This is a genomic window from Pseudomonas sp. O230, assembly GCF_045447035.1.
Taxonomy (GTDB): Bacteria; Pseudomonadota; Gammaproteobacteria; order Pseudomonadales; family Pseudomonadaceae; genus Aquipseudomonas.
The window spans coordinates 411922-436527 of sequence record NZ_JBJGXN010000007.1; the positions used below are offsets into that span (position 1 = coordinate 411922).

Sequence of the window (24606 nt, forward strand, 5' to 3'; positions counted from 1 at the left end):
GCTTGCAGTTCAGAATTCACTTCAAAGGTTATACGCCTTATTGCCCCGACTTTTTAAGTGCCGATTTGATGAACCCGCGATCTTTTGACCTGAGAACACACAACGGCCGGCGCTGGGGGTAAACTTCGCGCTCTTTCTTAAGGAGTTCATATGAGTTACTACCAGCCGGGCATTCTCGCCACCCCCGTTCCACCTCAAGCCCGTCATATGTTCTTCGCGCTGGAATCCGTCGATGCACTGCCGGCCGCGCTCGACAAGCTGATGTCGCTGGTGGACGGGAAGTCGGCGGTGGTCGGTTTCGGTGAGTCCCTGGTCAAGGCGCTGCACGTGCAGATCGACGGGCTGCGGCCGTTTCCGGCGTTGACCGGTGTCGGCGTCGACAACCCGTCGACCCAACACGCGCTGTGGTGCTGGTTGCATGGCGTCGACCGTGGTGAGCTGCTCAATCGCGCCACCGCCATCGAAGCCGCGCTGGCACCGGCCCTGCGCCTGGTGCAGATGAACGAAACCTTCCGCCACCTGACCGGCCACGACCTGACCGGCTACGAAGATGGCACCGAAAACCCGCACGACGAAGCCGCCGTGGCTGCCGCGCTGGTCGGTGAAGGCGCTGATGGTCTGGTCGGTGGCAGCTTCGCCGCGATCCAGCAATGGCAGCATGACCTGAAGGGTTTCCACGCGATGCCGTCCGCGGAAAAGGACAACATCATGGGGCGTCGCTTGAGCGACAACGAAGAAATCGATGACGCGCCGATCTCCGCCCACGTCAAACGCACCGCCCAGGAAAGCTTCGCCCCCGAGGCGTTCGTGGTCCGTCGTTCGATGCCGTGGATTGAAGGTGAGCGCGCCGGCCTGATGTTCCTCGCGTTCGGCTTCTCCCTCGACGCTTTCGAAGTCCAGCTGCGGCGCATGAGCGGTCTGGAAGATGGCATCACCGACGGTTTGTACCGCATCAGTCGCCCGATCACCGGCGGCTACTACTGGTGCCCGCCGCTGAAGGACGGTCATCTGGATTTGCGCGCACTGCGCATCGGCTGATCTGTAGAGGCCCGGCTTGCTGCGGGCGGCGTTCCGACGATCAATGCAGTGCGGTGCATCAAGTACGCCGGCCATGGCCGTATCTTTCGAGCCTCAGCTGATGCAGCGCTTCATCGGTGCATGGGCTCACCGATGAAGCGCTGCATCGGGGTCAGGCTTTGCTGGCGGCGAGGTAAGCGCCCAGTCGGCGTCCCATCTCTTCACCCAAGGCTTGCAAGCCACTCAAGGGACGGACCATCACCTCGAACTCAACGATTTTCCCCTGTTCGTTGAAGCGGATCATGTCGATGCCCTTGAGCTGCTTTTCGCCGACCCTGGCGCTGAACTCCAGGATGACGTTCAAGCCGTCCGCGGTCGCCAATTCGCGGTGGTACTGGAAGTCCTCAAACACGCCGAACACTGTGGTGAGAATCATCGTGACCACCGGCGCCCCCGGATAAGGCGTGTGCGCCATCGGCGAGCGGAATACCGCTTGTGGGTCCAACAATTCGGGCAAGGCCTGCAAGTCAGCCTTCTTGATCATCGCGTGCCACTGCTTCAAGGATTCTGCGGCGTTTGGATGCAGTTTCAGTTCCGACATTTTTTAACTCCTGTATTTTTTTGTTCTGCAAGCGTCGGCGAAGACTGTACATCAAAGGGCTTGAAGGGAAACCCTACCGGCGGAAAAACCCTCGAACATTGCCATGGCTGACCGGTTAGTCGTTTTCCGTCCTGGGGCCCGTCGCCATGGACAAAATCGTTCTAAAAATTCAGCTTCGCGGTTCGGGAGGTGTACTACTCTTCAAATTGTAGGTGAAGACGCAGACTGATGCGCAAGCGGATGGCAAGGACACGTGGGGCGCGTTCCGAAGGGTACACGGTTAGAAAGATCTCCGCGCTGAGATCCAGCCCTTATGCCGTGTGAAGCAGAAGAGCACAAAACTGTTCTGTGAGAGTCCTGATAAACCTTGTAAGCCGGAGACCAGCACCGGCCACCTACTCGAACCCCAAAGCCCGCCTTGTGCGGGCTTTGTCGTTTTTCCCCATTTCCAGCAAACACCACAAATCCCCTGTGGGAGTGAGCCTGCTCACGATGAGGCCAGCACCTTCAACATAGAATCTCCCACAGTTGCTCTACATCTCCTCGACCGGATCTACCGGGACACCGATATTGGCCATTTCGATCCCCTTTTGGCCGACCTCACACTATGAACTCCCTCGTTCGTCAGCAAGAATCGAAGCGGCGTAGCGGTTCCAGCACGCTCGCAACACCACAACGAGAATCCTGTTTTCCTTGCCCTTGGCAATTTTTAAGGCCTGCCGTGTACAGAACATAAAAACCACCGAGCGACACCTTTGGGGAATTCATTCATGGTCATGATGAAACGCATACTGGGCGCCACTGTTTGTGGGCTGACGTTGTTGGCCAGTGCCGTGCACGCCGAACAGCGGGAATTGCGGGTGTACAACTGGGCGGACTACATCCTGCCGTCCGTGCCCAAGGACTTCGCCCAGAAAAGCGGAATCAAAGTGACCTGGGACACCTTCGACACCAACGAATCGCTGGAAGCCAAGTTGCTCACCGGGAACTCGGGATACGACCTGGTAGTGCCGTCGAACCAGTTTATCGAAACCCAGATCAAGGCCGGCGTGTTCCAGAAACTGGACAAGTCCAAACTGCCGAACTGGAAGCATCAGGACCCGGCACTGCTCGCACTATTGGACAAGAACGATCCGGGCAACCAGTACGGCGTGCCCTACATGTACGGCACCGTGCTGATTGGTTTCAACCCGGCCAAGGTCAAGGCCGCGCTGGGCGAGAATGCGCCGGTGGACAGTTGGGACCTGGTGTTCAAACCGGAAAACATGGAGAAGCTGAAATCCTGTGGCGTCGCCATGCTCGATTCACCTTCGGAAATCCTGCCGTTGGCGCTGCACTACCTGGGGCTGGACCCTAACAGCCAGAACCCGGACGACTACGAAAAAGCCAAGGCGTTGATGCTGAAAATTCGCCCTTACGTCACCTACTTCAACTCGGCCAAGTACATGACCGATATCGCCAACGGCGATATCTGCGTCGCCATCGGCTACTCCGGCAGCTTCTACCAGTTCGGCAATCGCGCCAAGGAAGCGGGTAACGGCGTAGTGGTCGATTGGCGCTTGCCGAAGGAGGGCGCGCCGATCTGGTTTGACACTTTTGCCATTCCAAAAAGTGCGAAGAACGTCGACGAGGCCCACGAGTTTCTCAACACCTTGCTGGACCCGACCGTCATCGCGCCGATCAGTGATTTCCTCGGCTACCCCAACGCCAACAAGGACTCGATTGCGCTGATCAACAAAGAGATCACCGGCAACCCGAACCTGACGCCGACCAGCGAAGCGTTGAAAACCCTGTATGTGGTGCAACCGTTGCCGCAAAAGCTTGAGCGGGTGCGTACGCGGGTCTGGACCAGCATCAAGTCCGGCGAGTAACACTTCGGGCGGAGCGTGATTGGCCTGCCACCCGCGTTCTCCTGTAGGCGCCGGCAAGCCGGCTCCTACAGGGGTAGCATCCTCGTTTTGCTTAGATCCGCGTCAGCGCCTGGGCCAGGTCGGCACGCAGATCCTCGACATCCTCAACCCCCACGGACAACCGCACCAACCCATCGCCGATGCCGAGCTGCGCGCGGGTTTCAGCGGGGATGGTGGCGTGGGTCATGATCGCCGGGTGTTCGATCAGGCTTTCCACGCCGCCCAGACTCTCGGCCAGGGCGAAGATGCGCACGCTCTCGAGGAAGCGCGTGGCTCCGGCCAGATCGCTCTTCAGATCGACAGAAATCATCCCGCCGAAACCGCGCATCTGCCGCTTTGCCAGTTCATGCTGCGGGTGCGACGGCAGGCCCGGATAGTAGACGCGCGCCACTTGCGGCTGGCGCTCCAGCCACTGCGCCAGTTCCAGCGCATTGCTGCAGTGACGCTCCATGCGCAACGCGAGGGTTTTCACGCCGCGCAGTGTCAGAAACGCGTCGAACGGTCCGGCGATTGCGCCCACCGAGTTCTGCAGGAAACCCAGGCGTTCCGCCAGTTCCGGGTTCTGCCCGACCACGGCGATGCCGCCAATCACGTCGGAGTGGCCGTTGAGGTATTTGGTGGTCGAGTGCAGCACGATGTCGAAGCCCAGCTCCAGCGGGCGCTGGATCCACGGGCTGGCGAAGGTGTTGTCGGCGACGCAGATGATGCCGCGGCCGCGACAGATACGTGCGACGGCGGCGAGGTCGGTCAGGCTCAGCAACGGATTGCTCGGCGTCTCGGCCCAGACCATTTTTGTGTCGTCCTGCAAGGACGCTTCGAACGCCGCGAGGTCCGTCAGGTCGACGAAGCTGAAACGATGCCCGGCGCTGCGTTTGCGCACCTTGTCGAACAGCCGGAAGGTGCCGCCATACAGATCATTGCCGGAGACAATGTGCGAGCCGGCGTCGAGCAGTTCCAGCACCGTGGAAATCGCCGCCAGCCCAGAGGCGAACGCGAAGGCCTGGGTGCCGCTTTCCAGGTCGGCGACGCAACGCTCCAGGGCAAAGCGCGTCGGGTTGTGCGAGCGGCCGTAATCGAAACCCTTGTGCACGCCGGGGCTTTGTTGCAAATAGGTGGAGTTGGCATAAATCGGTGGCATCAATGCGCCGGTGGTCGGGTCCGGCGCTTGCCCGGCGTGGATCACCCGAGTGGCGAAGGCGCGTGCCGCGGCGTTTTCATCGTGTTGACTCATGCAAGGGATCTCCGCAAATGATTGAGCAGGTCTACGCGGGTAATCAGGCCATGGAAGCCCGAGGCGTCGGCGATGATCGCCACCAGCCCGCGATCGAGTTCTGCCTGCAGTTCGGCCATGTTGGCGCTGGCCGGCAGGGTTTGTACTTTGTCGGTCATGGCGCTGGACACGGTCAAGCGGAAGTGTGAAGGGTCTTCCTGCATGCCCAGCAGAATGTCGGATTCGTCGATCACGCCGACCAGTTTCTTTCCGTCCACCAGCACCGGCAATTGCGAGACATCCGCCAGGCGCATGCGCTGGAACGCCGTCAACAGGGTGTCGTCGGGGCCGACGCTGATCACCCGGCCATCCTCGAAACGGCGTGCGATCACGTCGCGCAGATCGCCATAAGGTTTACGCTTGAGCAAGCCCTGATCGTTCATCCACTGGTCGTTGTAGACCTTCGACAGGTAGCGGGTGCCGGTGTCGCAGACGAAGCTGACCACGCGTTTCGGGGTGGTTTGTTCGCGGCAGTAACGCAGCGCCGCCGCCAGTAAGGTGCCGGTCGAAGAACCGCCGAGAATGCCTTCGGCGCGCAGCAATTGGCGGGCGTGGTCGAAGCTTTCCTCGTCGCTGATCGAATAGGCGTGGCGCACGCTGGAGAGGTCGGCAATCGAGGGGATGAAGTCTTCGCCAATGCCTTCCACCGCCCACGAGCCGGGCGTCTGCATGGTGCCGCTGCGGCTGTATTCGGCCATCACCGAACCGATGGGATCGGCCAAGACCATTTCCAGATTGGGCTGTACGCGTTTGAAAAAACGGGTCAGCCCGGTCAGCGTGCCGGCCGAACCGACACCGACGACAATCGCATCCACGTCATGCTGGGTTTGCGCCCAGATCTCCGGCGCGGTGCTGCACTCATGAGCCAGCGGATTCGCCGGGTTGTTGAACTGATCGGCGAAGAATGCATTGGGAATCTCCAGCGCCAGCCGCGCTGCAACGTCCTGGTAGTAATCAGGGTGGCCTTTGCCGACGTCGGAGCGGGTGATGTGCACCTCGGCGCCCATGGCCTTGAGGTGCAAGACTTTCTCGGTGGACATCTTGTCCGGCACGACCAACACCACCCGATAGCCTTTGGCGCGGCCGACCAGGGCCAGACCGAGGCCGGTGTTGCCGGCGGTGGCCTCGACGATGGTGCCGCCGGACTTGAGCCGACCGTCGCGCTCGGCCTCGTCGATCATCGCCAGGCCGATGCGGTCCTTGATCGAGCCGCCGGGGTTCTGTGATTCAAGCTTCAGAAACAGGGTGCATGGACCCGTGTCAAAGCGGCTGACGCGCACCAGCGGCGTATTGCCGATCAGTTCAAGCACGGCGGGGCGGGAGTCGTTCGGCATGTTGTCACCTCTTTGCGAAAAATCGCAGGAGAAGGACAGCAACCGGCGGCGAGTCATCGCACGTCAGTCGCCAGCAATGCATCGCTTGGACCATAGGCCGCGATTGCCTCACTCGCAACCTTGTGCGGCCAGCCGGTCGCGAACGAAGGGGCGAACACCGGGCGATTGATGTGCATGAGGGCGATGCAATTGATGGGAAGTCGCTGAAGACGCTCATTCGTGCGGCGGTGGTGCTTAACACCTCCAAATGAGTTGGGCCGTTTGTATCCCTGCGTATCCGCTGCGCGCATAGCTATCTTCGCTTACAAATCCATGGCGTCGGCGACACGTACGGGATACATGGCGGCCGTCTAATGGGGCACCACAACGGTATCAACCGGAGAAATGCCATGTTCCGCATCAACGCTCGTCACACCGCCAAAATGCTTGGCGTCGCTGTTGTCACCACTGCCGCGCTCGCTGCGTTCTCTGGCGTCTCTCAAGCCGAAGAAGTGAAGGCCCCTGCAAAAAGCTGGCAGACAGGGATTCATCGCACCGATCTCCTGAAAAAGGATCTCGACGTCGAAGGTCGCGAAGTGATTCAGGTACGGGTTGATATCGATCCGGGCGTCTCATCGCCCAACCACTCCCATCCTGGCGTGGAAGTGGCCTATGTCATAGACGGCACGTTCGAATATCAACTGGAGGGGCAGCCACCGGTCACGTTGAAAACCGGTGATTCGCTGTACATCCCGGCCGGTGTTGCGCATATCGCGAAGAACATCGGGACGAAAACTGGCTCGGAGCTGGCAACCTACATCGTGAAAAAAGGTGAGCCGCTGGTGGTGATCAAGCCGTAAGGCCCGGCGTGACCGTCGATAGCGTTATCGGCGGTCACGGCATTTCCCGACAATCGCAACACCCAATGCGACTACGATCAATCCCAGCGCCACGGCAAACGTCATCCGCATTCCGTGGGCCACGGCTTCGGGCTGCGCCAGGGTGATGTCGGCCGCCTGCGAGGCGATTGCGAACACGGCGCCCAACGCCGAGGCTCCCGTGATCAATCCCAGATTTCGCGACAGATTGAGCATGCCCGAGACAACACCGCGCTGGTCTGGCGCAACATCCGTCATGACCGTGGTGTTGTTGGCCGTCTGGAACACGGCATAGCCGAGCGTGATCACCACCATCGGCGCGACGTAGCCGCCGATGCCAAAGGTCTGCGGCAACACCGATAACGTGAAGCAACCGAGGGCCATGGCGATCAGCCCGGCAACAGTCATCCGTTGTGCACCAAAACGATCGGCGATCCGGCCAGCAGGCACCCCGGTCAGGGCCGCGACGCAGGGCCCGACCGCGAGCACTATTCCCACCACGACTGCCTTCAACCCCAGCCCGTGGGCCAGATAAAACGGCCCGACCACCAGCGTTGCCATCATCACCGTCGCCACCAGTGTGCTCATGGCCAGGCTTGCGCTCAGTACCGGGTTGCGAAACATCGTCAGCCGTATCAGCGGGGAGGCGACTCGCGTCTCGACGAACACGAAAAGCCCCACGCCGACCCCCGCCGCCAACAACAAACCGCTATTAAACAACCCGAAATGACCACGGCCGAGGGTCATGGCCAGTGCATACGCGGCCAACGTCAGCGCCAACACCAGTGTGCCCCACGCATCGAAACGGACGCTGCCGGTGGTTGCCTTCTGCCGATCCGCAGGCAGGTAGCGATGTGCGAGCAGCAGTGTCATCAGACCCAATGGCACGGTGACCAGGAACATCGCCCGCCAACCGAATCCACTGATCAACAGGCCGCCAAGCGATGGCCCCAGCGCGGTGCCAATTGCCGACATCGTCCCGAGCAACCCCATGGCGCTGCCGGTGTTGGCTTTCGCCACGGTCTCACCGACGAAGGCCATGGTCAGCGCCATCATGATCGCCGCGCCAAGACCTTGCAGGGCTCGGGCGCCAATCAAGATCCCCAGTGTCGGCGCCCAGGCGCACAGCGCCGAGGCCAGCGTAAACACGCCAATGCCACTGAGCAGCAACCGCCGGCGACCGATAAGGTCGCCGAGCCGACCCACGCTGACGATCAGTGTGGTAATCGCCAGCAGATAGGCGATAACGACCCACTGCACGTCCTGAAACGTCGCACCGAACACCTGAGCCAGCGTCGGCAAACCGACGTTGGCGACACTGGTGCCGAGCGAGGACAGCAGCATCGACAGCGAAAGGCTGACCAACGCCCAGCGTACGGTGGGTGTCGGTGTTGCGTTGTCCACGATGGCGATAGTCGGTTTCATGCTGTCCCTCTGGATCTGGCCACTCCCGAAGTGGAGCTATCAGAAATCTACGCTGGCGCCTAACATGGCGGAAGGCGCACGGGTTGCACTGTACTCGTGCGTTAAACGCCATCTCACCCGGCCATGGGGCAATGCATGTCGACTCCCGATTTCAATTTGCTGATCACCCTTGACGTGCTGCTCGCCGAGGGCAGCGTGGCGCGCGCCGCCAAACGCTTGCGGCTGAGCCCGTCGGCGATGAGTCGGGCGTTGGCGCGGTTGCGCGAAACCACGGGTGACCCGTTGCTGGTCAGGTCCGGGCGCGGACTGGTGGCCACGCCCCGGGCGCTGGAATTGCGCGAGCGGGTCAGCCAGTTGGTGCAGGACGCCGAAGCGGTGCTGCGCCCGGCGCAACAGCCTGACCTTATGCAATTGGTTCGCACCTTCACCTTGCGCAGCAGCGAGGGCTTTGTGGAGAACTTTGGCGCGCCGCTGATTGCACGTGTCGCCGAACAAGCACCGGGCGTGCTTCTGCGCTTCATGCATAAACCAGACAAGGACAACACGTCGCTGCGTGACGGCACCGTTGATCTGGAAACCGGAGTAGTGGGGAAGGCCGCCGGGCCTGAGTTGCGCACGCAGGGTTTGTTTCGCGACCGCTTCATCGGCGTCGTGCGCAGTGGGCACCCCCTGAGCCAGGGCGAAATCACCCCGCAACGTTTTGCGGCGGGCGCTCACATCAGCGTCTCGCGGCGCGGGCTCGACAAGGGGCCTGTCGATGAAGCACTGGCAGCGCTGCAACTGGAACGGCAGGTGGTGACCATTGTCGGCGGTTTCTCGACCGCGTTGGCGCTGGCCCGCAACACCGACCTGATCGCCACTGTTCCTGAACGCCACACCGAAAGCCTGCGGGCAGGCATGCACAGTTTTGCGTTACCGTTTGCCTTGCCTGAGTTCACCGTCGCGATGCTCTGGCATCCGCGACTGGATGCCGATCCGGTGCATCGCTGGTTACGAGGGTGTGTTCGTGAGGTTTGTGCGCAATAGCGCGTTCTTCAAATAGAAAATCGACTCAAGTGGCTCTGATGAGGAAGCCATGTGTTCCCTATGCTGCCTGAAACTCCCTCAGGCAGAAGTGCCGGTCGATTCACTGAATGGCAGCACTCAAAAAGTGAACGAACGGGAGGCGTGTTGGGCCAGTTCGGCATCCAGCAGATGCTCGGCCAGCACATCATTCAAAAAGCGGAACTGATCGTTGAGACCGACCACTTCGTTACTGAAGTGGTTGGCAGCGGCCGGCATCAGCAGCGCCTCGAAATTCTTGTCGAACACCAGCGACAGCACTTTGCGCGAGACGACCTGCTGCGAGTAGTAGTTGTTGCCGAACACCGGAAAGCTCACGGCAAGGGTGACGGTGTGGATCATGATGTGCGCTCCTCGGTCAGGACGTACCACGAAAAAACGGTCAGCGAGAGGGCTGTCAGGGCCAGGCAGGTCAGCAGATGGATCAACATGATTTGCCCCTCCGGTTCGGGGTTGTGTGTCGGGTTGAGGTTGATCCTACGCTGACGGATTTTGAGCGGAAGGCATTCGCGGCGATGGTGAATATCGACGCAAGTGATGGTCGGGGTTTGTGGCCCTCAGCAACACCATCAACACCAGACCAGGCCCCCACCGCCGCCTATACTCAAATCAGGGTGCTTTAACCCCCCGAATATCCTGTTCGGGGGAAGACTGTAGGACATGCGATCTTGAGCCTGCGTTCGCTGATCGTCGCCGTGCTATTGGTGTTGGCGGGATGCGCCATGCCTGCGCGTGCCCCGGCGCCAGCGCCGCCGGTGATCATTTCCCAGAGCACCTGGCAGCAGGTGGATCGGGACATCGTTGCAGCGTCCCAGTCCGCCACCGAACAGGCAAAAATCTATTCGCGCGGCGCCATGGATTACTGGCGAACCCGGGTCTATCAATTGACCGAAGAAAACTTCATTCCCTGGTTCAGTAGCTACTGGACCCAGGAATGGCTGTCGATGAAAGTCAGCTGGTACAGCCTCAGCGCCCAGGGCGAGCAGGATGCCTCGTCGAAACGCCTGGCGGCCTATTTGCTGGAGCAATACCAAAAACGCGTGCTGGCGCCGGTCGCGGTGGAGATTGATCCCGAGCAGATCCTCGGGCTGTCCACCGCGTTCTACGTGGACATTCTTCAGGAAGAATTGCAAAAAATCGCCCAGCGCCACGGCGTGCCCATGGCCCAGCTCAATGGCCGTATCCAGAAAATCCCGGCCATCGCCCTCGGACCGCCGCCCGCGCGGGACGCTTCGCTGTACCAGGTCGTGCACACCCAGCCGCTCAACACCCTGCCGGCGTACGCGGCGCTGATCGACAAGATCCACAAGGCTGGCGGTAGCAAGGGTGTTGATTCGACCGATACCGCCATGGCGCCGGTGGCCAAGCGCGCCAGCCAGCGGATGGAAGCCGAAATGGCCCCGCGCGGTGCCGCCAGCGCGGTGTCCGCAGCGGCGGGGAAATTCGCCGGAGGCTTGATTACCTTGGGCGTGGCGGGGATTCGCGCATTGATTCAGGCCAGCGACCGACCGGACAGCGAGGCGCTGATCCGCAGCAGTCTGGGCAACACGTTCGACAAGGCCTGGATACAACTGGTGCAGAACCCGACCACCGGTGTGATGGCGGGGACGCTGTACCTGGCAGGGCAGATCGAGGGCAATCTGGCGGGGAGTGCCGACGTACCGTCGGTCAGTTCGGGCGGCGGCGCTGTCGATTGGAGCCCGGCCGAACCGACTAACCCGCAGATCGACCCTCTACCCCCAGCAGGAGAATGACCATGTCTTACGTCGATGGCTGTGTCTTTGCGGTGCCCAGCGCCAACCGCGAAAAATTCAAGCGACACGCCGAATCTGCCGCCGTGATTTTCAAGGAAAACGGCGCCCTGAGCATTGTCGAATGCTGGGGCGATGACGTGCCTGACGGCAAAGTGACTTCGTTTCCGCTGGCGGTGAAACTCAAGGATGACGAAACCGTGGTGTTTTCCTGGATCGTCTGGCCGGACAAGCCCACCCGCGATGCCGGCATGCAGAAAATGATGGCCGACCCGCGCATGCAGCAGGACGTCAACCCGATGCCGTTCGATGGTCAGCGGATGATTTTCGGTGGCTTCAACATCCTCCTGCAGGCGTGACGCGTGACGGATCACTCCGATGCCGGGGTGATCCTGCAACTTTTGCGATTGCGGATCTCGCTGTCCGTCGGTCGCTCTTTGACAAACTCGAAACGCGGTTCACCTTCGCTATAGTGAACCAGCCAGCCCCATTCCAGCTCTGACTCATCCTGACCCGGTTGCGGTGGCACGGCCCACCATGGCTCTTTGCTGATGATCTCTCGCATGGCCCCGTCCCGTTCATTCGGTTGGTTCAACTATAACGTGCATGTCAGGAGGTGCCAGGCGTGAGCGACGAAACCCCGGAGCCAGTCAAACGGCTGTTTTTCGCATTGGCTTGCCCGCCCGAGCAGCGCAAAGCGATTGCCCAATGGCGCAGCGCGCTGGCATTGCGCATGGGGCGTCCGGTGCCTGCGGAAAACTTTCACCTGACGTTGCTGTTTTTGGGCGCGGTGAGCGTCGCGCAGATTGCCGAGATTTGCGCGGCGGCAGCAAAGGTTCGCGTGCCGGGCGTGGCGTTGCGGGTGGCGCTGGATCGGCTGGATGCCTGGCGCAGGGCCGGGGCGTTGGTGCTCGCGCCGGAGCAGGCGCCGCCGGAGTTGCTGCGGCTGGTGTATGCGCTGGAGCAGGCGATGTTGCCGTTCGGGTTTGAGGATGCGCCCAAGGAATTCAGGCCGCACCTGACGTTGATGCGCGACTATCGATCGCCGGTGCCTGAATCGGCGACGCCGCCGGAGTTTTTTTTGCGGGCAGACCGATTTGTCTTGTTTGAATCCCACAAGGGCCGCTATCGAGCGCTGGCCGAATGGCCGCTCGTCCCCGCATAAAAAAAGGCGCCCGAGGAGGGCGCCCGAATTCACCTGAACCGAGGAAGCCAGGTGAGGCCGTTCGTCAGAGAGGAGTGCAGCGGTGGTAAGGCGCTGCGTGAACGGAAACAGTTGGATTTTGTGTTGGCAGTGCTGGCCTCATCGCGGGCAAGCCCGCTCCCACAAGGATTCGCGTCGTACCATGAATCGGTATTCCACCACCGACCACTGTGGGAGCGGGCTTGCCCGCGATGGCGATTTCAAATACCACGAATATCTCGAGGGAATTATTTCCCGAGCTTGACCCGCGTCCAGCCCCGGGTCATCACCCGCTGAACCCCAATCGGCATGTCCGGAATCGCATACAACGTCGCCATCACGGCCAGAGGCGGATACGACCCCGGGTCATTGCGAATCGCTTCATCCACCAACGGCGTCGCTGCCGCGTTGGCGTTGCTGTAGCCGATGTTGTTGGTGATCTCGGCGATGATGTCCGGGCGCATCAGGAAGTTCATGAACAGGTAGGCGTTGTCGACGTTCGCCGCGTCTCGCGGGATCGCGACCATGTCGTAGAAACTGCCGGCGCCTTCTTTCGGAATGCTGTAGTCGATCTTCACCTTGTCGCCCGCTTCCTGCGCGCGGGCCTTGGCCTGCAGCACGTCGCCGGAGTAACCGACCGCGACGCAAATGTTGCCGTTGGCCAGGTCGGAGATGTACTTCGACGAATGGAAGTACGCCACCGACGGCCGGATCTTCATGAACAGCGCTTCCGCTTTGGCGATCTGCGCCTTGTCCTGCGAGTTCACCGGGTAGCCCAGATAGTGCAAAGCGGCGGGCAGCATCTCGGTCGGCGAATCGAGGAAACTGATGCCGCAGGCTTTCAGTTTTTCGGCGTTTTCCGGTTTGAACAGCAGATCCCAGGAGTTGGTCGGCGCATTGGCACCCAGCACTTCCTTGACCTTGGCCGGGTTGAAACCAATGCCGATTGAGCCCCACATGTACGGGAAGGCGTGACTGTTTTCCGGGTCGCTGGCCGCAGCGTTTTTCAGCAACACCGGGTTGAGGTTTTTCCAGTTCGACAGCTTCGACTTGTCCAGTTCCTGATAGACGCCCGCCTTGATCTGCTTGGCCAGAAAACTGTTGGACGGCACGACAATGTCGTAGCCGGATTTGCCCGCGAGCAGGCGTGCTTCAAGGGTTTCATTGCTGTCGAACACATCGTAGGTCACGCGGATGCCGGTCTCGTCTTCGAACTTCTTGACGGTGTCCGGGGCGATGTAATCCGACCAGTTGTAGACGCGCAGTACCTTGTCATTGGCCTGGGCAACCGTGGCGATTGCGCCCATCAAGGACAGTGTCAGCAGAGTCCTGCCAAACATTTTCATCGGTACAACTCCATTCTTTTTATTCAGTACGCAAAGCTGTGAAACGCGACGGCACTAGGCCGTCGCTTTTACCATTTGCTTTTCAGGTTGCTGCCAGGATTCGCTGGCGGTCTGGTCCATCGCTTCCTGGATCGCCCGTTTGCGGGTGGCTTCGGCGCGGCGGCTGAAGTACCAGACCATAAAGGTCACGATTGAAACTGCGAGCAGAATCAGGCTGGCCACGGCGTTGATCTCGGGTTTTACGCCCAGGCGCACCGCCGAAAACACTTCCATCGGCAAGGTCGTGGAACCCGGGCCGGAGACGAAGCTCGCCAGCACCAGGTCATCCAGCGACAGGGCAAACGACATCATGCCGCCGGCCGCCAGTGACGGCGCGATCATCGGGATGGTGATCAGGAAAAACACCTTGAACGGTTTCGCCCCGAGGTCCATGGCGGCTTCTTCGATGGACAGGTCCAGCTCACGAAGGCGGGCCGAGACTACCACCGCCACATAGGCCGCACAAAACGTGGTGTGGGCGATCCAGATGGTGACAATGCCACGCTCCATTGGCCAACCGATCAACTGCGCCATGGCCACGAACAGCAGCAACAGCGACAGACCGGTGATCACTTCCGGCATCACCAACGGCGCGGTGACCAGGCCACCAAACAGCGTGCGACCCTTGAAGCGCGTGACACGCGTCAGCACGAACGCCGCCAATGTCCCTAGCGCCACAGCGGCAATCGCGGTGTAGCAGGCGATTTCCAGTGAGCGCACCACCGAGCCCATCAGTTGGGTGTTGTCGAGCAGGCCGGCGTACCACTTGAACGACCAGCCACCCCACACCGTCACCAGTTTCGAGGCGTTGAACGAGTAGATCACCAGAATCAGCATCGGCAGGTAGATAAACGACAGGCCGAACACCAGCATGAACTTTGAAAAACCGAAACGTTTCATCCCCGTGCCTCCATCTCTTTGGCCTGGCTGCGGTTGAACAGCAGAATTGGCACAATCAGGATCAACAGCATCACCACCGCCAGGGCGGACGCCACCGGCCAGTCGCGGTTATTGAAGAACTCTTGCCACAGCACACGGCCGATCATCAGGGTTTCCGGGCCGCCCAACAGTTCCGGAATCACAAACTCACCCACCACCGGAATGAACACCAGCATGCAGCCGGCGATGATCCCGTTCTTGGCCAGTGGCACGGTGATTTTCCAGAAGTTGTTGAAGTTGCTCGAACCCAAATCCGAACCCGCTTCCAGCAAGCTCTGATCGTGCTTGACCAGGTTGGCGTACAGCGGCAAGACCATGAACGGCAGGTAGGCGTAAACCACCCCGATATACACGGCGATGTTGGTGTTGAGGATCTCGATCGGGTGATCGGTCAGCCCGGTCCACATCAAAAACGCGTTGAGCAAACCGTTGTTGCTGAGGATGCCCATCCACGCGTAAACGCGGATCAGGATCGCGGTCCAGGTCGGCATCATGATCAACAGCAGCAAGACGTTCTGCGCTTCCTTGCTCGCCTTGGTGATCGCGTAGGCCATCGGAAAACCGAGCACCAGGCACATCAGCGTGCTGAAAAACGCGACCTTCAACGAACCGAAGTAAGCCGAGATGTACAACTCATCCTCGGTCAGCAGCAGGTAGTTGCCGATGTTGAGGAACACCTGGAGTTTCTGTTCGGCGAAGGTGTAGATCTCGGAGTAGGGGGGAATGGCCAGCGCCGCTTCCGAGAAGCTGATCTTCATCACCAGGAAGAACGGCAACAGGAAAAACAGGCACAGCCACAGGAACGGAATCCCGATGACGAGCTTTCGACCACTCGGCATCAGCCGCATGAACTGCTGATTGAGTGTTTTCATGAGCGCAGTACCACGCCGCTGTCGTCTTCCCACCACACGTAGACCTTGTCGTCCCAGGTCGGCCGTGCGCCACGGCGTTCGGCGTTGGCCATGAACGACTGCACGACTTTGCCGCCAGGTAATTCGACGTAGAACACCGAGTGACCGCCGAGGTAGGCGATGTCATGCACCTTGCCCTCGGACCAGTTGTAGCGGGACTCGGGTTGGGTGGTGCTGACCAGCAGTTTTTCCGGGCGGATCGCGTAGGTGATCGACTTGTCCTCCACCGAAGTGCTGACGCCGTGACCGACGTAGATCTTCTGCTGCAGATCCTTGCTGTGAATGATCGCGTGACCTTCAAGGTCTTCCACAACGGTGCCTTCGAAGGCGTTCACGTTACCGATGAATTCGCAGACCATGCGGCTGACCGGGGCTTCGTAAATGTCCACCGGGCTGCCGATCTGTGCGATCCAGCCCAGGTGCATGATCGCGATGCGCTGGGCCATGGTCATGGCCTCTTCCTGGTCGTGGGTCACCATCACGCAAGTCACGCCGACGCGTTCGATGATTTCCACCAGCTCCAGCTGCATCTGCGAACGCAGTTTTTTATCCAGTGCGCCCATGGGTTCGTCGAGCAACAACAGCTTCGGACGCTTGGCCAGGGAGCGGGCGAGGGCCACGCGCTGACGTTGGCCGCCGGACAACTGATGGGGTTTGCGCTTGGCGTATTGAGTCATGTGCACCAGGCGCAGCATTTCTTCCACGCGGGCGTCGATTTCGCTGGCGGACAAACGGTCCTGCTTGAGGCCGAAGGCGATGTTCTGTGCGACGGTCATGTGCGGGAACAAGGCGTACGACTGGAACATCATGTTGATCGGCCGTTCGTACGGCGGCATGTCGGTGATGTCCACGCCATCGAGCAGAATCCGTCCTTCGGTTGGGCGTTCGAAGCCGGCGAGCATGCGCAGCAGCGTCGATTTGCCGGAACCGGAGCCGCCGAGCAGGGCGAAGATTTCGCCTTGATGAATCTCAAGCGAGACATCGTCCACTGCAGTGGTTTCGTCGAATTTCTTGGTGACGCGGTCGACTTTCACCAGCACCTTTTTCGGTGCCTGGTGACCTTCAAGAGCCTTCCTGTAAATGCTGGAGGCGTTTGCCATGTGAAACTCCCAACAGGTTTCAGTCGTCGGGCCAACGCGGCCTGACTTAAGAGTGGATTGCAAGCCAGCACTGGGCGGGCTTATTCGGCGCCGCCGTCCTGGCTGCCTGGTGGTACTTGTTGTTATCGCGTTTGTTGTTGTCGTGAGGGACGGGCGCGCAAGGGCACGCCCGCCTGACTCGCGGGGGCAGTAAATGGGTTTTTCGTGTTTCAGGTCAGCGGGTTTTACGCAGCGCGGCCCGTCGCCGGCATGCATCGCCAAACGCCTGGAAAATACTCAAATAGGGCGGGTTCGACAGCACCTGCCATTCCGGGTGCCATTGCACGCCGACGGCGAAGGTCGGGCTGTGGTTCACCGAAATCGCTTCGATCAGACCGTCCGGCGCAATCGCTTCGGCGCGCAGGCCTGGAGCGAGGCGGTCGATGCCCTGGCTGTGAATCGAATTGACCATGAACTCGGTCGGCAACGCCAGCGCTTCGAACACGCCACCCGGTTGCACCGTCACCGCATGCGCGGGGGCGTATTGCACCGCCAGCTCGGGGCTGTCCGCTTCGCGGTGATCGAGCATGCCCGGCAGTTCGTGCACCTTCTGGTGCAGGCTGCCGCCGAACGCCACGTTCATTTCCTGAAAGCCGCGGCAGATGCCGAGCACCGGAACGCCCGCCGCAATGGCCGCACGCAATAAAGGAAGGGTCGTGGCGTCCCGCGCCGGATCGTGATCCGTGCCGGGAGTGCTGGCCGGGCCTTGATAGTGGGAGGGCTCCACATTCGACGGCGAGCCGGTCAGCAACAGACCGTCGAGCTGCGATAGCAGGTCATCGATTTCGGTCAGTTCGCCTAAGGATGGAATGACGACGGGCAGCCCCAGAGCCGCAACGCTGACAGCACGCAAGTACTTGTCGCCGCTGATGTGGTAGGGGTGCAGGCCAATCTGTTTGACGCACGCTGTAACGCCGATCAATGGCTTGAATGCCATTTTTATCACCTCGAAGTTTCACACTTGAACGAGCTTTTCCGGAGCTTAGCCTTGTTGATTTTAATTAACAACTCTCATGTAAAAAATTCTAAACGCCGCACGTCCGATCGCTAGTCTTTGCACGGTGCTGAAGACCTATATGGCACTCTCGTGCCCAAAAAAGCCCAGAAAATAAAGGATGAGAGGTAAGGTGTTCGCTATTGACTTCACTTTGCCGTTCGGGTTGACTGGGCTCGCAACAAGGTAGTGAACATAATAATTAACAGCTAATAGGTGCATCATGTCGGTCCCTCTGCGTGCCGTTCAACTCAACGAAGCAAACGCATTCCTTAAGAAATATCCTGAGGTTTTGTACGTCGACCTTCTGATTGCGGATATGAACGGTGTGGTGCGCGGCAAGCGCATCGAGCGCACCAGTCTTCATAAGGTTTACGAAAAAGGCATCAACCTGCCGGCGTCTCTGTTTGCTCTGGACATCAATGGCTCCACGGTGGAAAGCACCGGCCTGGGTCTGGACATCGGCGACTCTGACCGGATCTGCTTCCCCATCCCTGGCACCCTGAGCATTGAGCCATGGCAGAAGCGTCCAACCGCGCAGTTGCTGATGACCATGCACGAACTCGAAGGCGAGGCGTTCTTCGCTGACCCGCGTGAAGTGCTGGCCAACGTGGTGCGCAAGTTCGACGAACTGGGCCTGACCATCTGCGCCGCGTTCGAACTCGAGTTCTACCTGATCGACCAGGACAACGTGAACGGTCGTCCGCAATCGCCGCGCTCGCCGGTCTCGGGCAAGCGCCCGGTGTCGACCCAGGTGTACCTGATCGACGACCTCGACGAATACGTCGATTGCCTGCAAGACATTCTCGAAGGTGCGAAAGAGCAGGGCATTCCTGCCGACGCCATCGTCAAGGAAAGCGCCCCGGCGCAATTCGAAGTGAACCTGCATCACGTCAACGACCCGATCAAGGCCTGCGACTACGCGGTGTTGCTCAAGCGTCTGGTGAAGAACATCGCCTACGACCACGAGATGGACACCACGTTTATGGCCAAGCCGTATCCGGGCCAGGCGGGCAATGGTTTGCACGTGCACATTTCGATTCTCGACAAAGAAGGCAACAACATCTTTGCCAGCGAGGATCCCGAGCAGAACGCCGCGCTGCGACACGCGATCGGCGGTGTGCTCGAGACCCTGCCGGCGCAGATGGCGTTCCTCTGCCCGAACGTCAACTCGTACCGTCGTTTCGGCGCGCAGTTTTATGTGCCGAACTCGCCGAGCTGGGGCATCGACAACCGCACCGTCGCGGTTCGTGTGCCGACCGGTTCAGCGGACTCCGTGCGCATCGAACACCGCGTAGCCGGTGCCGATGCCAACCCGTACTTGCTGATGGCTTCGGTGCTGGCCGGTATTCACCACGGCTTGACCAACCAGATCGAACCGGGCGCTCCGGTGGAAGGCAACAGCTACGAGCAAAACGAGCAAAGCCTGCCGAACAACCTGCGCGATGCCCTTCGCGAGCTGGACGACAGCGAAGTCATGGCCAAATACATCGACCCGCTGTACATCGACGTGTTCGTGGCGTGCAAGGAAAGCGAGCTGGCCGAGTTCGAGAATTCTATCTCGGACCTTGAGTACAACTGGTACCTGCACACTGTCTGACGGATTTGGCGGCGTACATAAAAAGTGTGTACGCCGCCAACCCTGTGGGAGTTGGCTTGCCAGCGAATGCGGTGGATCAGGCGCCATCAATGTTGACTGTGATGACGCCATCGCTGCGATGGGGCGACCCGACAAGCCAGCTCCCACAGGGATCGCATTTCAATTTTTTGTCCGTCTGACGATCACTCAATTCCTCTGCGTCGAGTCACAACAATGACAAACACTCGCAGCGACTGGGAACAACGCTTCCAGTCCCTAACCATCGAAAGCCGCGCCTTCATCGACGGCCAATACCGCGCCGCATTCAGCGGTGACACCTTCGAATGCATCAGCCCGGTCGATGGCCGCTTCCTGGCCAACGTCGCCAGCACCGATGAAGCCGACGCCAACGAAGCGGTGGCCGTCGCGCGCCGCACTTTCGATTCCGGCATCTGGGCCAACCTCGCCCCGGCTGAACGCAAGCGCATCCTGATCCGCTTCGCCGACCTGATCCTGGCCAACCGGGAAGAACTCGCCCTGCTCGAAACCCTCGACATGGGCAAGCCGATCAACGATTCAATGAACGTCGACATCCCGGCGACCGCCAACGCGATCCGCTGGACCGCCGAAGCCATCGACAAGATCTACGACGAAGTCGCCGCCACGCCGCACGATCAACTCGGCCTCATCACCCGCGAACCTGCCGGTGTTGTCGCCGCCATCGTGCCGTGGAACTTCCCACTGATCATGGCCAGCTGGAAGTTCGCCCCGGCCCTGGCGGCGGGTAACTCGTTCATCCTCAAGCCTTCGGAAAAGTCGCCACTGACCGCGATCCGCATCGCCCAGTTGGCACTGGACGCCGGCATCCCGAAAGGCGTGTTCAACGTGCTGCCCGGCTACGGCCACACCGTCGGCAAGGCGCTGGCGTTGCACATGGACGTCGACGTGCTGGCCTTCACCGGCTCGACTGCGATTGCCAAGCAACTGCTGATCTATGCCGGCCAAAGCAACATGAAACGCGTCTGGCTCGAAGCGGGGGGGAAGAGCCCGAACGTGGTGTTTGCCGACGCGCCGGATTTGCGCGCGGCAGCACAGGCAGCGGCGAGCGGGATTGCCTTCAACCAGGGCGAAGTCTGCACCGCCGGTTCGCGCTTACTGGTCGAGCGTTCGATTCGCGAGCAGTTCATTCCTCTACTGGTAGAAGCGTTGCAAGCGTGGAAACCGGGGCACGCCCTGGACCCGCAAACCACCGTCGGCGCGGTCGTCGATCAGCGTCAACTGGACAACGTGCTGCGCTACATTCAGGTCGGCAAAGACCAGGGCGCGCAACTGATCGCCGGTGGCAGCCGCACCCTCGAAGCCACCGGCGGCCTGTACGTGGAACCGGCGATTTTCGACGGCGTGACCAACGCCATGACCATCGCCCGTGAAGAGATCTTCGGCCCGGTGCTGTCGCTGATCACCTTCGACACCGCTGAAGAAGCGCTGGCCATCGCCAACGACAGCATCTTCGGCCTGGCCGCCGGCGTCTGGACCAGCAACCTGAGCAAGGCCCACACCTTCGCCCGCGGCTTGCGCGCCGGCAGCGTCTGGGTCAACCAGTACGACGGCGGCGACATGACGGCGCCGTTTGGCGGGTACAAGCAGTCGGGTAACGGTCGGGACAAATCGCTGCACGCGTTCGACAAATACACCGAACTCAAAGCGACCTGGATCAAGCTCTAATACCTTCTACAACGGCGGTCGCCGACGAGTATCGGCGACCATCGGAGAAATCTATGAAACACAGCTCTGTTGAACAAAAGCATGTAAACAGCTACTACGCCGCCACCCGCAACTTCACCGGCGACTTTCCGGTGCTGGACCAAGCGGTGGACTGCGACGTGTGCATCATCGGCGCCGGCTACACCGGTTTGTCCTCGGCGCTGTTCCTCGCCGAAGCGGGTTACAGCGTGACCGTGCTCGAAGCCGCCAAAGTCGGATTCGGCGCCAGCGGTCGCAACGGCGGTCAACTGGTCAACTCCTACAGCCGCGACGTCGATGTGATCGAAGAGCGCTACGGCGACAAGACTGCCGAAGTCCTCGGCAGCATGATCTTCGAAGGCGCCGACATCATCCGTCAGCGCATACAACACTACGACATTCAGTGCGACTACAAGCCGGGCGGCATCTTCGCCGCGCTGAACAAAAAGCAGCTCAAAGGCCTGGCCGAGCAGAAAAGCAGCTGGGAACGCTACGGCAACCAAAACCTGAAAATGCTCGACGCGGCGGACATCAAACGCGAAGTCGGTTGCGACAACTACGTCGGCGGCCTGCTCGACATGCAGGGCGGCCACATCCACCCGCTGAACCTGGCCCTCGGCGAAGCCTCGGCCATCATCGGCCTGGGCGGCAAAATCTACGAGCAATCGGCGGCGGTGGAAATCACCTACGGCGAACCGATCACCGTGCGCACGGCCAAAGGCGTGGTCCGCGCCAAGTACCTGCTGATCGCCGGTAACGCCTACCTGCCGCAGGGTCTCGACAACCGCGTGACCAGCAAGAGCATGCCGTGCGGTTCGCAAATCGTCGTCACCGAACCGTTGTCGGAGAAGGTGGCGCGCAGCCTGATCAAAAACAACTACTGCGTTGAAGACTGCAACTACCTGCTCGACTACTACCGCCTCACCGCCGACAACCGCCTGCTGTACGGTGGCGGCGTGGTCTACGGTGCACGCGAACCGGATGACATCGAGCAATTGATCAAGCCGAAAATCCTCAAGACCTTCCCGCAACTCAAGGACGTGAAGATCGACTACCGCTGGACCGGCAACTTCCTGTTGACCATGTCGCGCATGCCGCAATTCGGTCGCATCGAGAAAAACGCCTACTACATGCAGGGCTACAGCGGCCACGGCGTCACCTGCTCGCACCTGGCCGGCAAACTGATCTCGGAAATGATCCGCGGCGACGCCGAACGCTTCGATGCTTTCGCCTCGTTGCCGCACATGCCAATGATCGGCGGCCGCACCTTCCAGGCTCCGCTCACCGCCATGGGCGCTGCGTACTACGCGCTGCGAGATCGGTTCGGTATCTAAGCCCAACGCGATCCCTTGTGGGAGCAAGCTTGCTCGCGATGACGGTGGCACATTCAGCAATGATGTCGCCTGGCACTCCGCCTTCGCGAGCAAGCCCGCTCCCACAGTAGGTCTACAGCGGGCACAAAAGCTGTGGCCGACGCGGACCAACCTGTAGGAGCAAGCTTGCTCGCGATGACGCCAAACCAGTCGCCATCAATGCCACCTGAGCCACCACCATCACCAATAACCATGCGCCTACAGCAACACCCCCAAACGTGATTTAATACCCGCCTTTCACATTTCCGGGACAGGGAAGCGGTACTTTCGCGGCCAAAAGTCGCCCGCCATCCACCCCCATAACCCTTAAGTATTTCTCGCATAAGGCTGTCATGGACACGGGCTCACGACTCAAATTAGTACGCGAAAGCTACAAACTGTCCCAGCGCGAGCTGGCCCGGCGTAGCGGCGTCACCAATGCCACCATCTCCCTGATCGAACAGAATCGCGTCAGTCCCTCCGTCAGTTCCCTGAAAAAACTGCTCGAAGGCATCCCCATGTCCCTGGCGGACTTCTTCACCTTCGACCAACCCCCGCGCGAGCATCAATACGTATTCCGCGCCAATGAACAGCCGGATCTCGGGCGTCATGGGTTGCGGTTGCTGCTGATTGGCGCTTCGGTGCCGAGCCGGCAGATGCGCTTGTTGCGCGAGCAATACGCGCCGGGCGCGAGCTCGGGGGAAGAGCCGATTGTGCACTCGGAAGGCGAGGAGTGCGGGCTGGTCACGCGGGGGACGGTTGAGTTGACGGTGGATGGGCAGATTAGTGTGCTTAACGCTGGGGATGGCTACTACTTCCCGACGACGCTACCGCACAAGTTTCGCAATATCGGCCAGGATGAAGCGGAAATCATCAGCGCCAATACCCCGGCTAACTTCTGATTTCAAAAACGGACGCCAGCCTGTAGCCGGTGCCAAAGGCTGCGTCCGCAGCCAACACCAATGCCGAATTGAGGCAGCGGCTACAGGGATTTATCAAAGTAAATGGACTTCACATCATGACTGCACACCGCATCCGCGCTCTAGCACTCTGCATCTTCCATCACGATGGCAAGATATTGGTCAACGAAGCTCGCGACCCCATCACTGACAAGCCATTCTTCCGCCCAATCGGTGGCGGAATCGAATTCGGCGAAACCAGTGCCCAAGCCATTGTGCGAGAGGTACAGGAAGAACTCGGTTTACCCATCACCGATGTCCGCTTGCTTGGCACGCTTGAAAGCTTTTTTACGTATAACGGCACACCAGGGCACGAAATCGTGCAGGTCTACGATGCGAAGTTCGTGGATGCCAGTGTCTACGAGTTATCGCACTTGAATGCTCAAGAAAGTGATGGTGCGGCCTTCGTCGCGAAGTGGCTTCCGTGGGCAAGTTTTACCGAGGACGCGCCGCTGGTTCCTGATGGGCTTTACGAATTGCTGAGTAGGGTTGCACTGCTGGACTGACGCCCGGCACCCAATAATCCGGGAGCAATCAGCGTCAGGCTGTTTCCTGACAAATCATGGAAGAACGAGATGAGAGCCATTATTGCGGTGTTGTTGATGCTTAGCGGTTACGCCTACGCCGGTTGTTCCACCATCAATGACAGTGATCAGCGCCGACTCTGTGAAGCAAGGACAAACGGTGGTAGCTGCGCCAGTATCGACAATGCCGATCTTCGCCGTGCCTGCGAAGCAGAAACCAGCGGTGGGACGTGCAACACCATCGACAACGCTGATCAGCGCCGATACTGCGAAGCCAAGAAAGGCGGCGGTAATTGCGAGACTATCGACAACGCCGACCTTCGCCGTACCTGCAATGCAGAGACGGGCCATGGCGGGTGTAACAGCATCGACAACCATGACCAGCGGTTATTGTGCGAAGCCAAAACGGGTAGTGGCAGTTGCGCGAGTATCGACAATGCGGATGTGCGCAATGAGTGTGAGAGCTATAAACGCTGATTGAATGATTAATTGCGAAATTGCACTTCACTTAACCACCTGATTGCATCGGTACTGACCACTCGTTTTCATTCCACTTGACCAGACGTTTGCATTCGATCTGACCACCGATTGCATCAGATTAGACCAGCACACTTAATAACCATGGTCAGGAGAGAGCTGCCTACTGCTGCCGGTGGCGACAGGCAGAAATC

24 protein-coding genes and 1 pseudogene are annotated in these 24606 nt (G+C 60.0%); 14 read left to right on the forward strand and 11 right to left on the reverse strand.

The genetic code is table 11. The annotated features are described in order from the left end of the window. Nucleotides 1-150 precede the first annotated feature (150 nt). Nucleotides 151-1038, forward strand: coding sequence for a Dyp-type peroxidase (locus ACI77H_RS17860; RefSeq protein WP_407013051.1), 888 nt, complete (start codon nt 151-153; stop codon nt 1036-1038). A gap of 151 nt (nt 1039-1189) precedes the next feature. On the opposite strand, the gene ACI77H_RS17865 is transcribed toward ACI77H_RS17860, so the two are convergent. After that, on the reverse strand, nt 1190-1618 hold the full coding sequence (locus tag ACI77H_RS17865; protein ID WP_407013052.1) for a nuclear transport factor 2 family protein: 429 nt from the start codon (nt 1616-1618) through the stop codon (nt 1190-1192). 770 nt (nt 1619-2388) lie between these two features. On the opposite strand from ACI77H_RS17865, the gene ACI77H_RS17870 reads away from it, so the two are divergent. Beyond that, on the forward strand, nt 2389-3489 hold the full coding sequence (locus ACI77H_RS17870) for a polyamine ABC transporter substrate-binding protein (protein ID WP_407013053.1): 1101 nt from the start codon (nt 2389-2391) through the stop codon (nt 3487-3489). A 91-nt stretch (nt 3490-3580) separates the two neighbouring features. On the opposite strand, the gene ACI77H_RS17875 is transcribed toward ACI77H_RS17870, so the two are convergent. Further along, nucleotides 3581-4759 carry a cystathionine gamma-synthase gene (locus ACI77H_RS17875; RefSeq protein ID WP_407013054.1) on the reverse strand — a complete coding sequence of 393 codons (1179 nt, stop codon included), beginning with the start codon at nt 4757-4759 and terminating at the stop codon, nt 3581-3583. After that, nucleotides 4756-6132 (reverse strand): pyridoxal-phosphate dependent enzyme, encoded by a 1377-nt coding sequence (locus ACI77H_RS17880; RefSeq protein WP_407013055.1) that lies wholly within the window; start codon nt 6130-6132, stop codon nt 4756-4758. Before ACI77H_RS17880 ends, ACI77H_RS17875 begins: the two co-directional genes overlap by 4 nt. Before the next feature lie 158 nt (nt 6133-6290). Between ACI77H_RS17880 and ACI77H_RS17885 the strand changes: the two are divergent. Both ACI77H_RS17885 and ACI77H_RS17890 read left to right on the forward strand, forming a co-directional pair. After that, a pseudogene (locus tag ACI77H_RS17885) lies at nt 6291-6383 on the forward strand (DUF1801 domain-containing protein); the annotation flags it as partial. A 138-nt stretch (nt 6384-6521) separates the two neighbouring features. After that, on the forward strand, nt 6522-6971 hold the full coding sequence (locus ACI77H_RS17890) for a cupin domain-containing protein (protein WP_407013056.1): 450 nt from the start codon (nt 6522-6524) through the stop codon (nt 6969-6971). 24 nt (nt 6972-6995) lie between these two features. Here the strand turns inward: ACI77H_RS17890 and ACI77H_RS17895 are convergent, their stop codons facing one another. After that, nucleotides 6996-8414 carry an MFS transporter gene (locus ACI77H_RS17895; protein WP_407013057.1) on the reverse strand — a complete coding sequence of 473 codons (1419 nt, stop codon included), beginning with the start codon at nt 8412-8414 and terminating at the stop codon, nt 6996-6998. Between the two features lie 135 nt (nt 8415-8549). Between ACI77H_RS17895 and ACI77H_RS17900 the strand changes: the two genes are divergently transcribed. After that, entirely contained in the window at nt 8550-9440 is an 891-nt protein-coding gene (locus tag ACI77H_RS17900; RefSeq protein ID WP_407013058.1) for a LysR family transcriptional regulator, read from the forward strand. 117 nt (nt 9441-9557) lie between these two features. On the opposite strand, the gene ACI77H_RS17905 is transcribed toward ACI77H_RS17900, so the two are convergent. Next, the gene (locus tag ACI77H_RS17905) at nt 9558-9818 is read right to left on the reverse strand and encodes a hypothetical protein (protein ID WP_150633861.1); all 261 of its coding nucleotides are present in this window, start codon (nt 9816-9818) and stop codon (nt 9558-9560) included. Between the two features lie 326 nt (nt 9819-10144). Here ACI77H_RS17905 and ACI77H_RS17910 point away from each other — a divergent pair, with 326 nt between their 5' ends. Both ACI77H_RS17910 and ACI77H_RS17915 read left to right on the forward strand, forming a co-directional pair. Continuing rightward, on the forward strand, nt 10145-11230 hold the full coding sequence (locus tag ACI77H_RS17910; RefSeq protein ID WP_407013059.1) for a hypothetical protein: 1086 nt from the start codon (nt 10145-10147) through the stop codon (nt 11228-11230). 2 nt (nt 11231-11232) lie between these two features. After that, nucleotides 11233-11586: a DUF1428 domain-containing protein gene (locus ACI77H_RS17915; RefSeq protein ID WP_407013060.1), complete on the forward strand. Its 354-nt coding sequence runs from the start codon at nt 11233-11235 to the stop codon at nt 11584-11586. Nucleotides 11587-11597: 11 nt separating this feature from the next. On the opposite strand, the gene ACI77H_RS17920 is transcribed toward ACI77H_RS17915, so the two are convergent. Next, complete coding sequence (locus ACI77H_RS17920; RefSeq protein WP_407013061.1) at nt 11598-11792, reverse strand: hypothetical protein; 195 nt, start codon at nt 11790-11792, stop codon at nt 11598-11600. Between the two features lie 60 nt (nt 11793-11852). On the opposite strand from ACI77H_RS17920, the gene thpR reads away from it, so the two are divergent. Further along, nucleotides 11853-12392: an RNA 2',3'-cyclic phosphodiesterase gene (gene thpR / locus ACI77H_RS17925; protein WP_407013062.1), complete on the forward strand. Its 540-nt coding sequence runs from the start codon at nt 11853-11855 to the stop codon at nt 12390-12392. Nucleotides 12393-12658: 266 nt separating this feature from the next. Here the strand turns inward: thpR and ACI77H_RS17930 are convergent, their stop codons facing one another. From ACI77H_RS17930 to ACI77H_RS17950, 5 genes are all read right to left on the reverse strand, one after another. Next, nucleotides 12659-13756, reverse strand: a complete 1098-nt coding sequence (locus ACI77H_RS17930; RefSeq protein ID WP_407013063.1) for a polyamine ABC transporter substrate-binding protein — start codon at nt 13754-13756, stop codon at nt 12659-12661. A gap of 54 nt (nt 13757-13810) precedes the next feature. Further along, a complete protein-coding gene (locus ACI77H_RS17935; protein ID WP_407013064.1) occupies nt 13811-14695 on the reverse strand; it encodes an ABC transporter permease subunit in 885 nt (294 codons plus the stop codon). Further along, a complete protein-coding gene (locus ACI77H_RS17940) occupies nt 14692-15573 on the reverse strand; it encodes an ABC transporter permease subunit (protein ID WP_407013087.1) in 882 nt (293 codons plus the stop codon). Before ACI77H_RS17940 ends, ACI77H_RS17935 begins: the two co-directional genes overlap by 4 nt. A gap of 29 nt (nt 15574-15602) precedes the next feature. Beyond that, nucleotides 15603-16745, reverse strand: a complete 1143-nt coding sequence (gene potA, locus ACI77H_RS17945; RefSeq protein WP_407013065.1) for a polyamine ABC transporter ATP-binding protein — start codon at nt 16743-16745, stop codon at nt 15603-15605. A 214-nt stretch (nt 16746-16959) separates the two neighbouring features. After that, on the reverse strand, nt 16960-17721 hold the full coding sequence (locus ACI77H_RS17950; protein WP_407013067.1) for a gamma-glutamyl-gamma-aminobutyrate hydrolase family protein: 762 nt from the start codon (nt 17719-17721) through the stop codon (nt 16960-16962). Between the two features lie 280 nt (nt 17722-18001). Here ACI77H_RS17950 and ACI77H_RS17955 point away from each other — a divergent pair, with 280 nt between their 5' ends. The 6 genes from ACI77H_RS17955 (at nt 18002) to ACI77H_RS17980 (ending at nt 24412) form a co-directional block, all read left to right on the forward strand. Next, nucleotides 18002-19378 carry a glutamine synthetase family protein gene (locus ACI77H_RS17955; RefSeq protein WP_150633851.1) on the forward strand — a complete coding sequence of 459 codons (1377 nt, stop codon included), beginning with the start codon at nt 18002-18004 and terminating at the stop codon, nt 19376-19378. A 213-nt stretch (nt 19379-19591) separates the two neighbouring features. Then, nucleotides 19592-21082, forward strand: a complete 1491-nt coding sequence (locus tag ACI77H_RS17960; RefSeq protein ID WP_407013068.1) for an aldehyde dehydrogenase — start codon at nt 19592-19594, stop codon at nt 21080-21082. Between the two features lie 53 nt (nt 21083-21135). Next, nucleotides 21136-22434, forward strand: a complete 1299-nt coding sequence (locus ACI77H_RS17965) for an NAD(P)/FAD-dependent oxidoreductase (protein WP_407013069.1) — start codon at nt 21136-21138, stop codon at nt 22432-22434. 371 nt (nt 22435-22805) lie between these two features. After that, complete coding sequence (locus ACI77H_RS17970; RefSeq protein ID WP_007946335.1) at nt 22806-23354, forward strand: cupin domain-containing protein; 549 nt, start codon at nt 22806-22808, stop codon at nt 23352-23354. A gap of 116 nt (nt 23355-23470) precedes the next feature. Next, entirely contained in the window at nt 23471-23917 is a 447-nt protein-coding gene (locus ACI77H_RS17975) for an NUDIX hydrolase (protein WP_407013070.1), read from the forward strand. A 69-nt stretch (nt 23918-23986) separates the two neighbouring features. Then, on the forward strand, nt 23987-24412 hold the full coding sequence (locus ACI77H_RS17980) for a hypothetical protein (protein WP_407013071.1): 426 nt from the start codon (nt 23987-23989) through the stop codon (nt 24410-24412). The last annotated feature ends 194 nt before the right edge of the window (nt 24413-24606 follow it).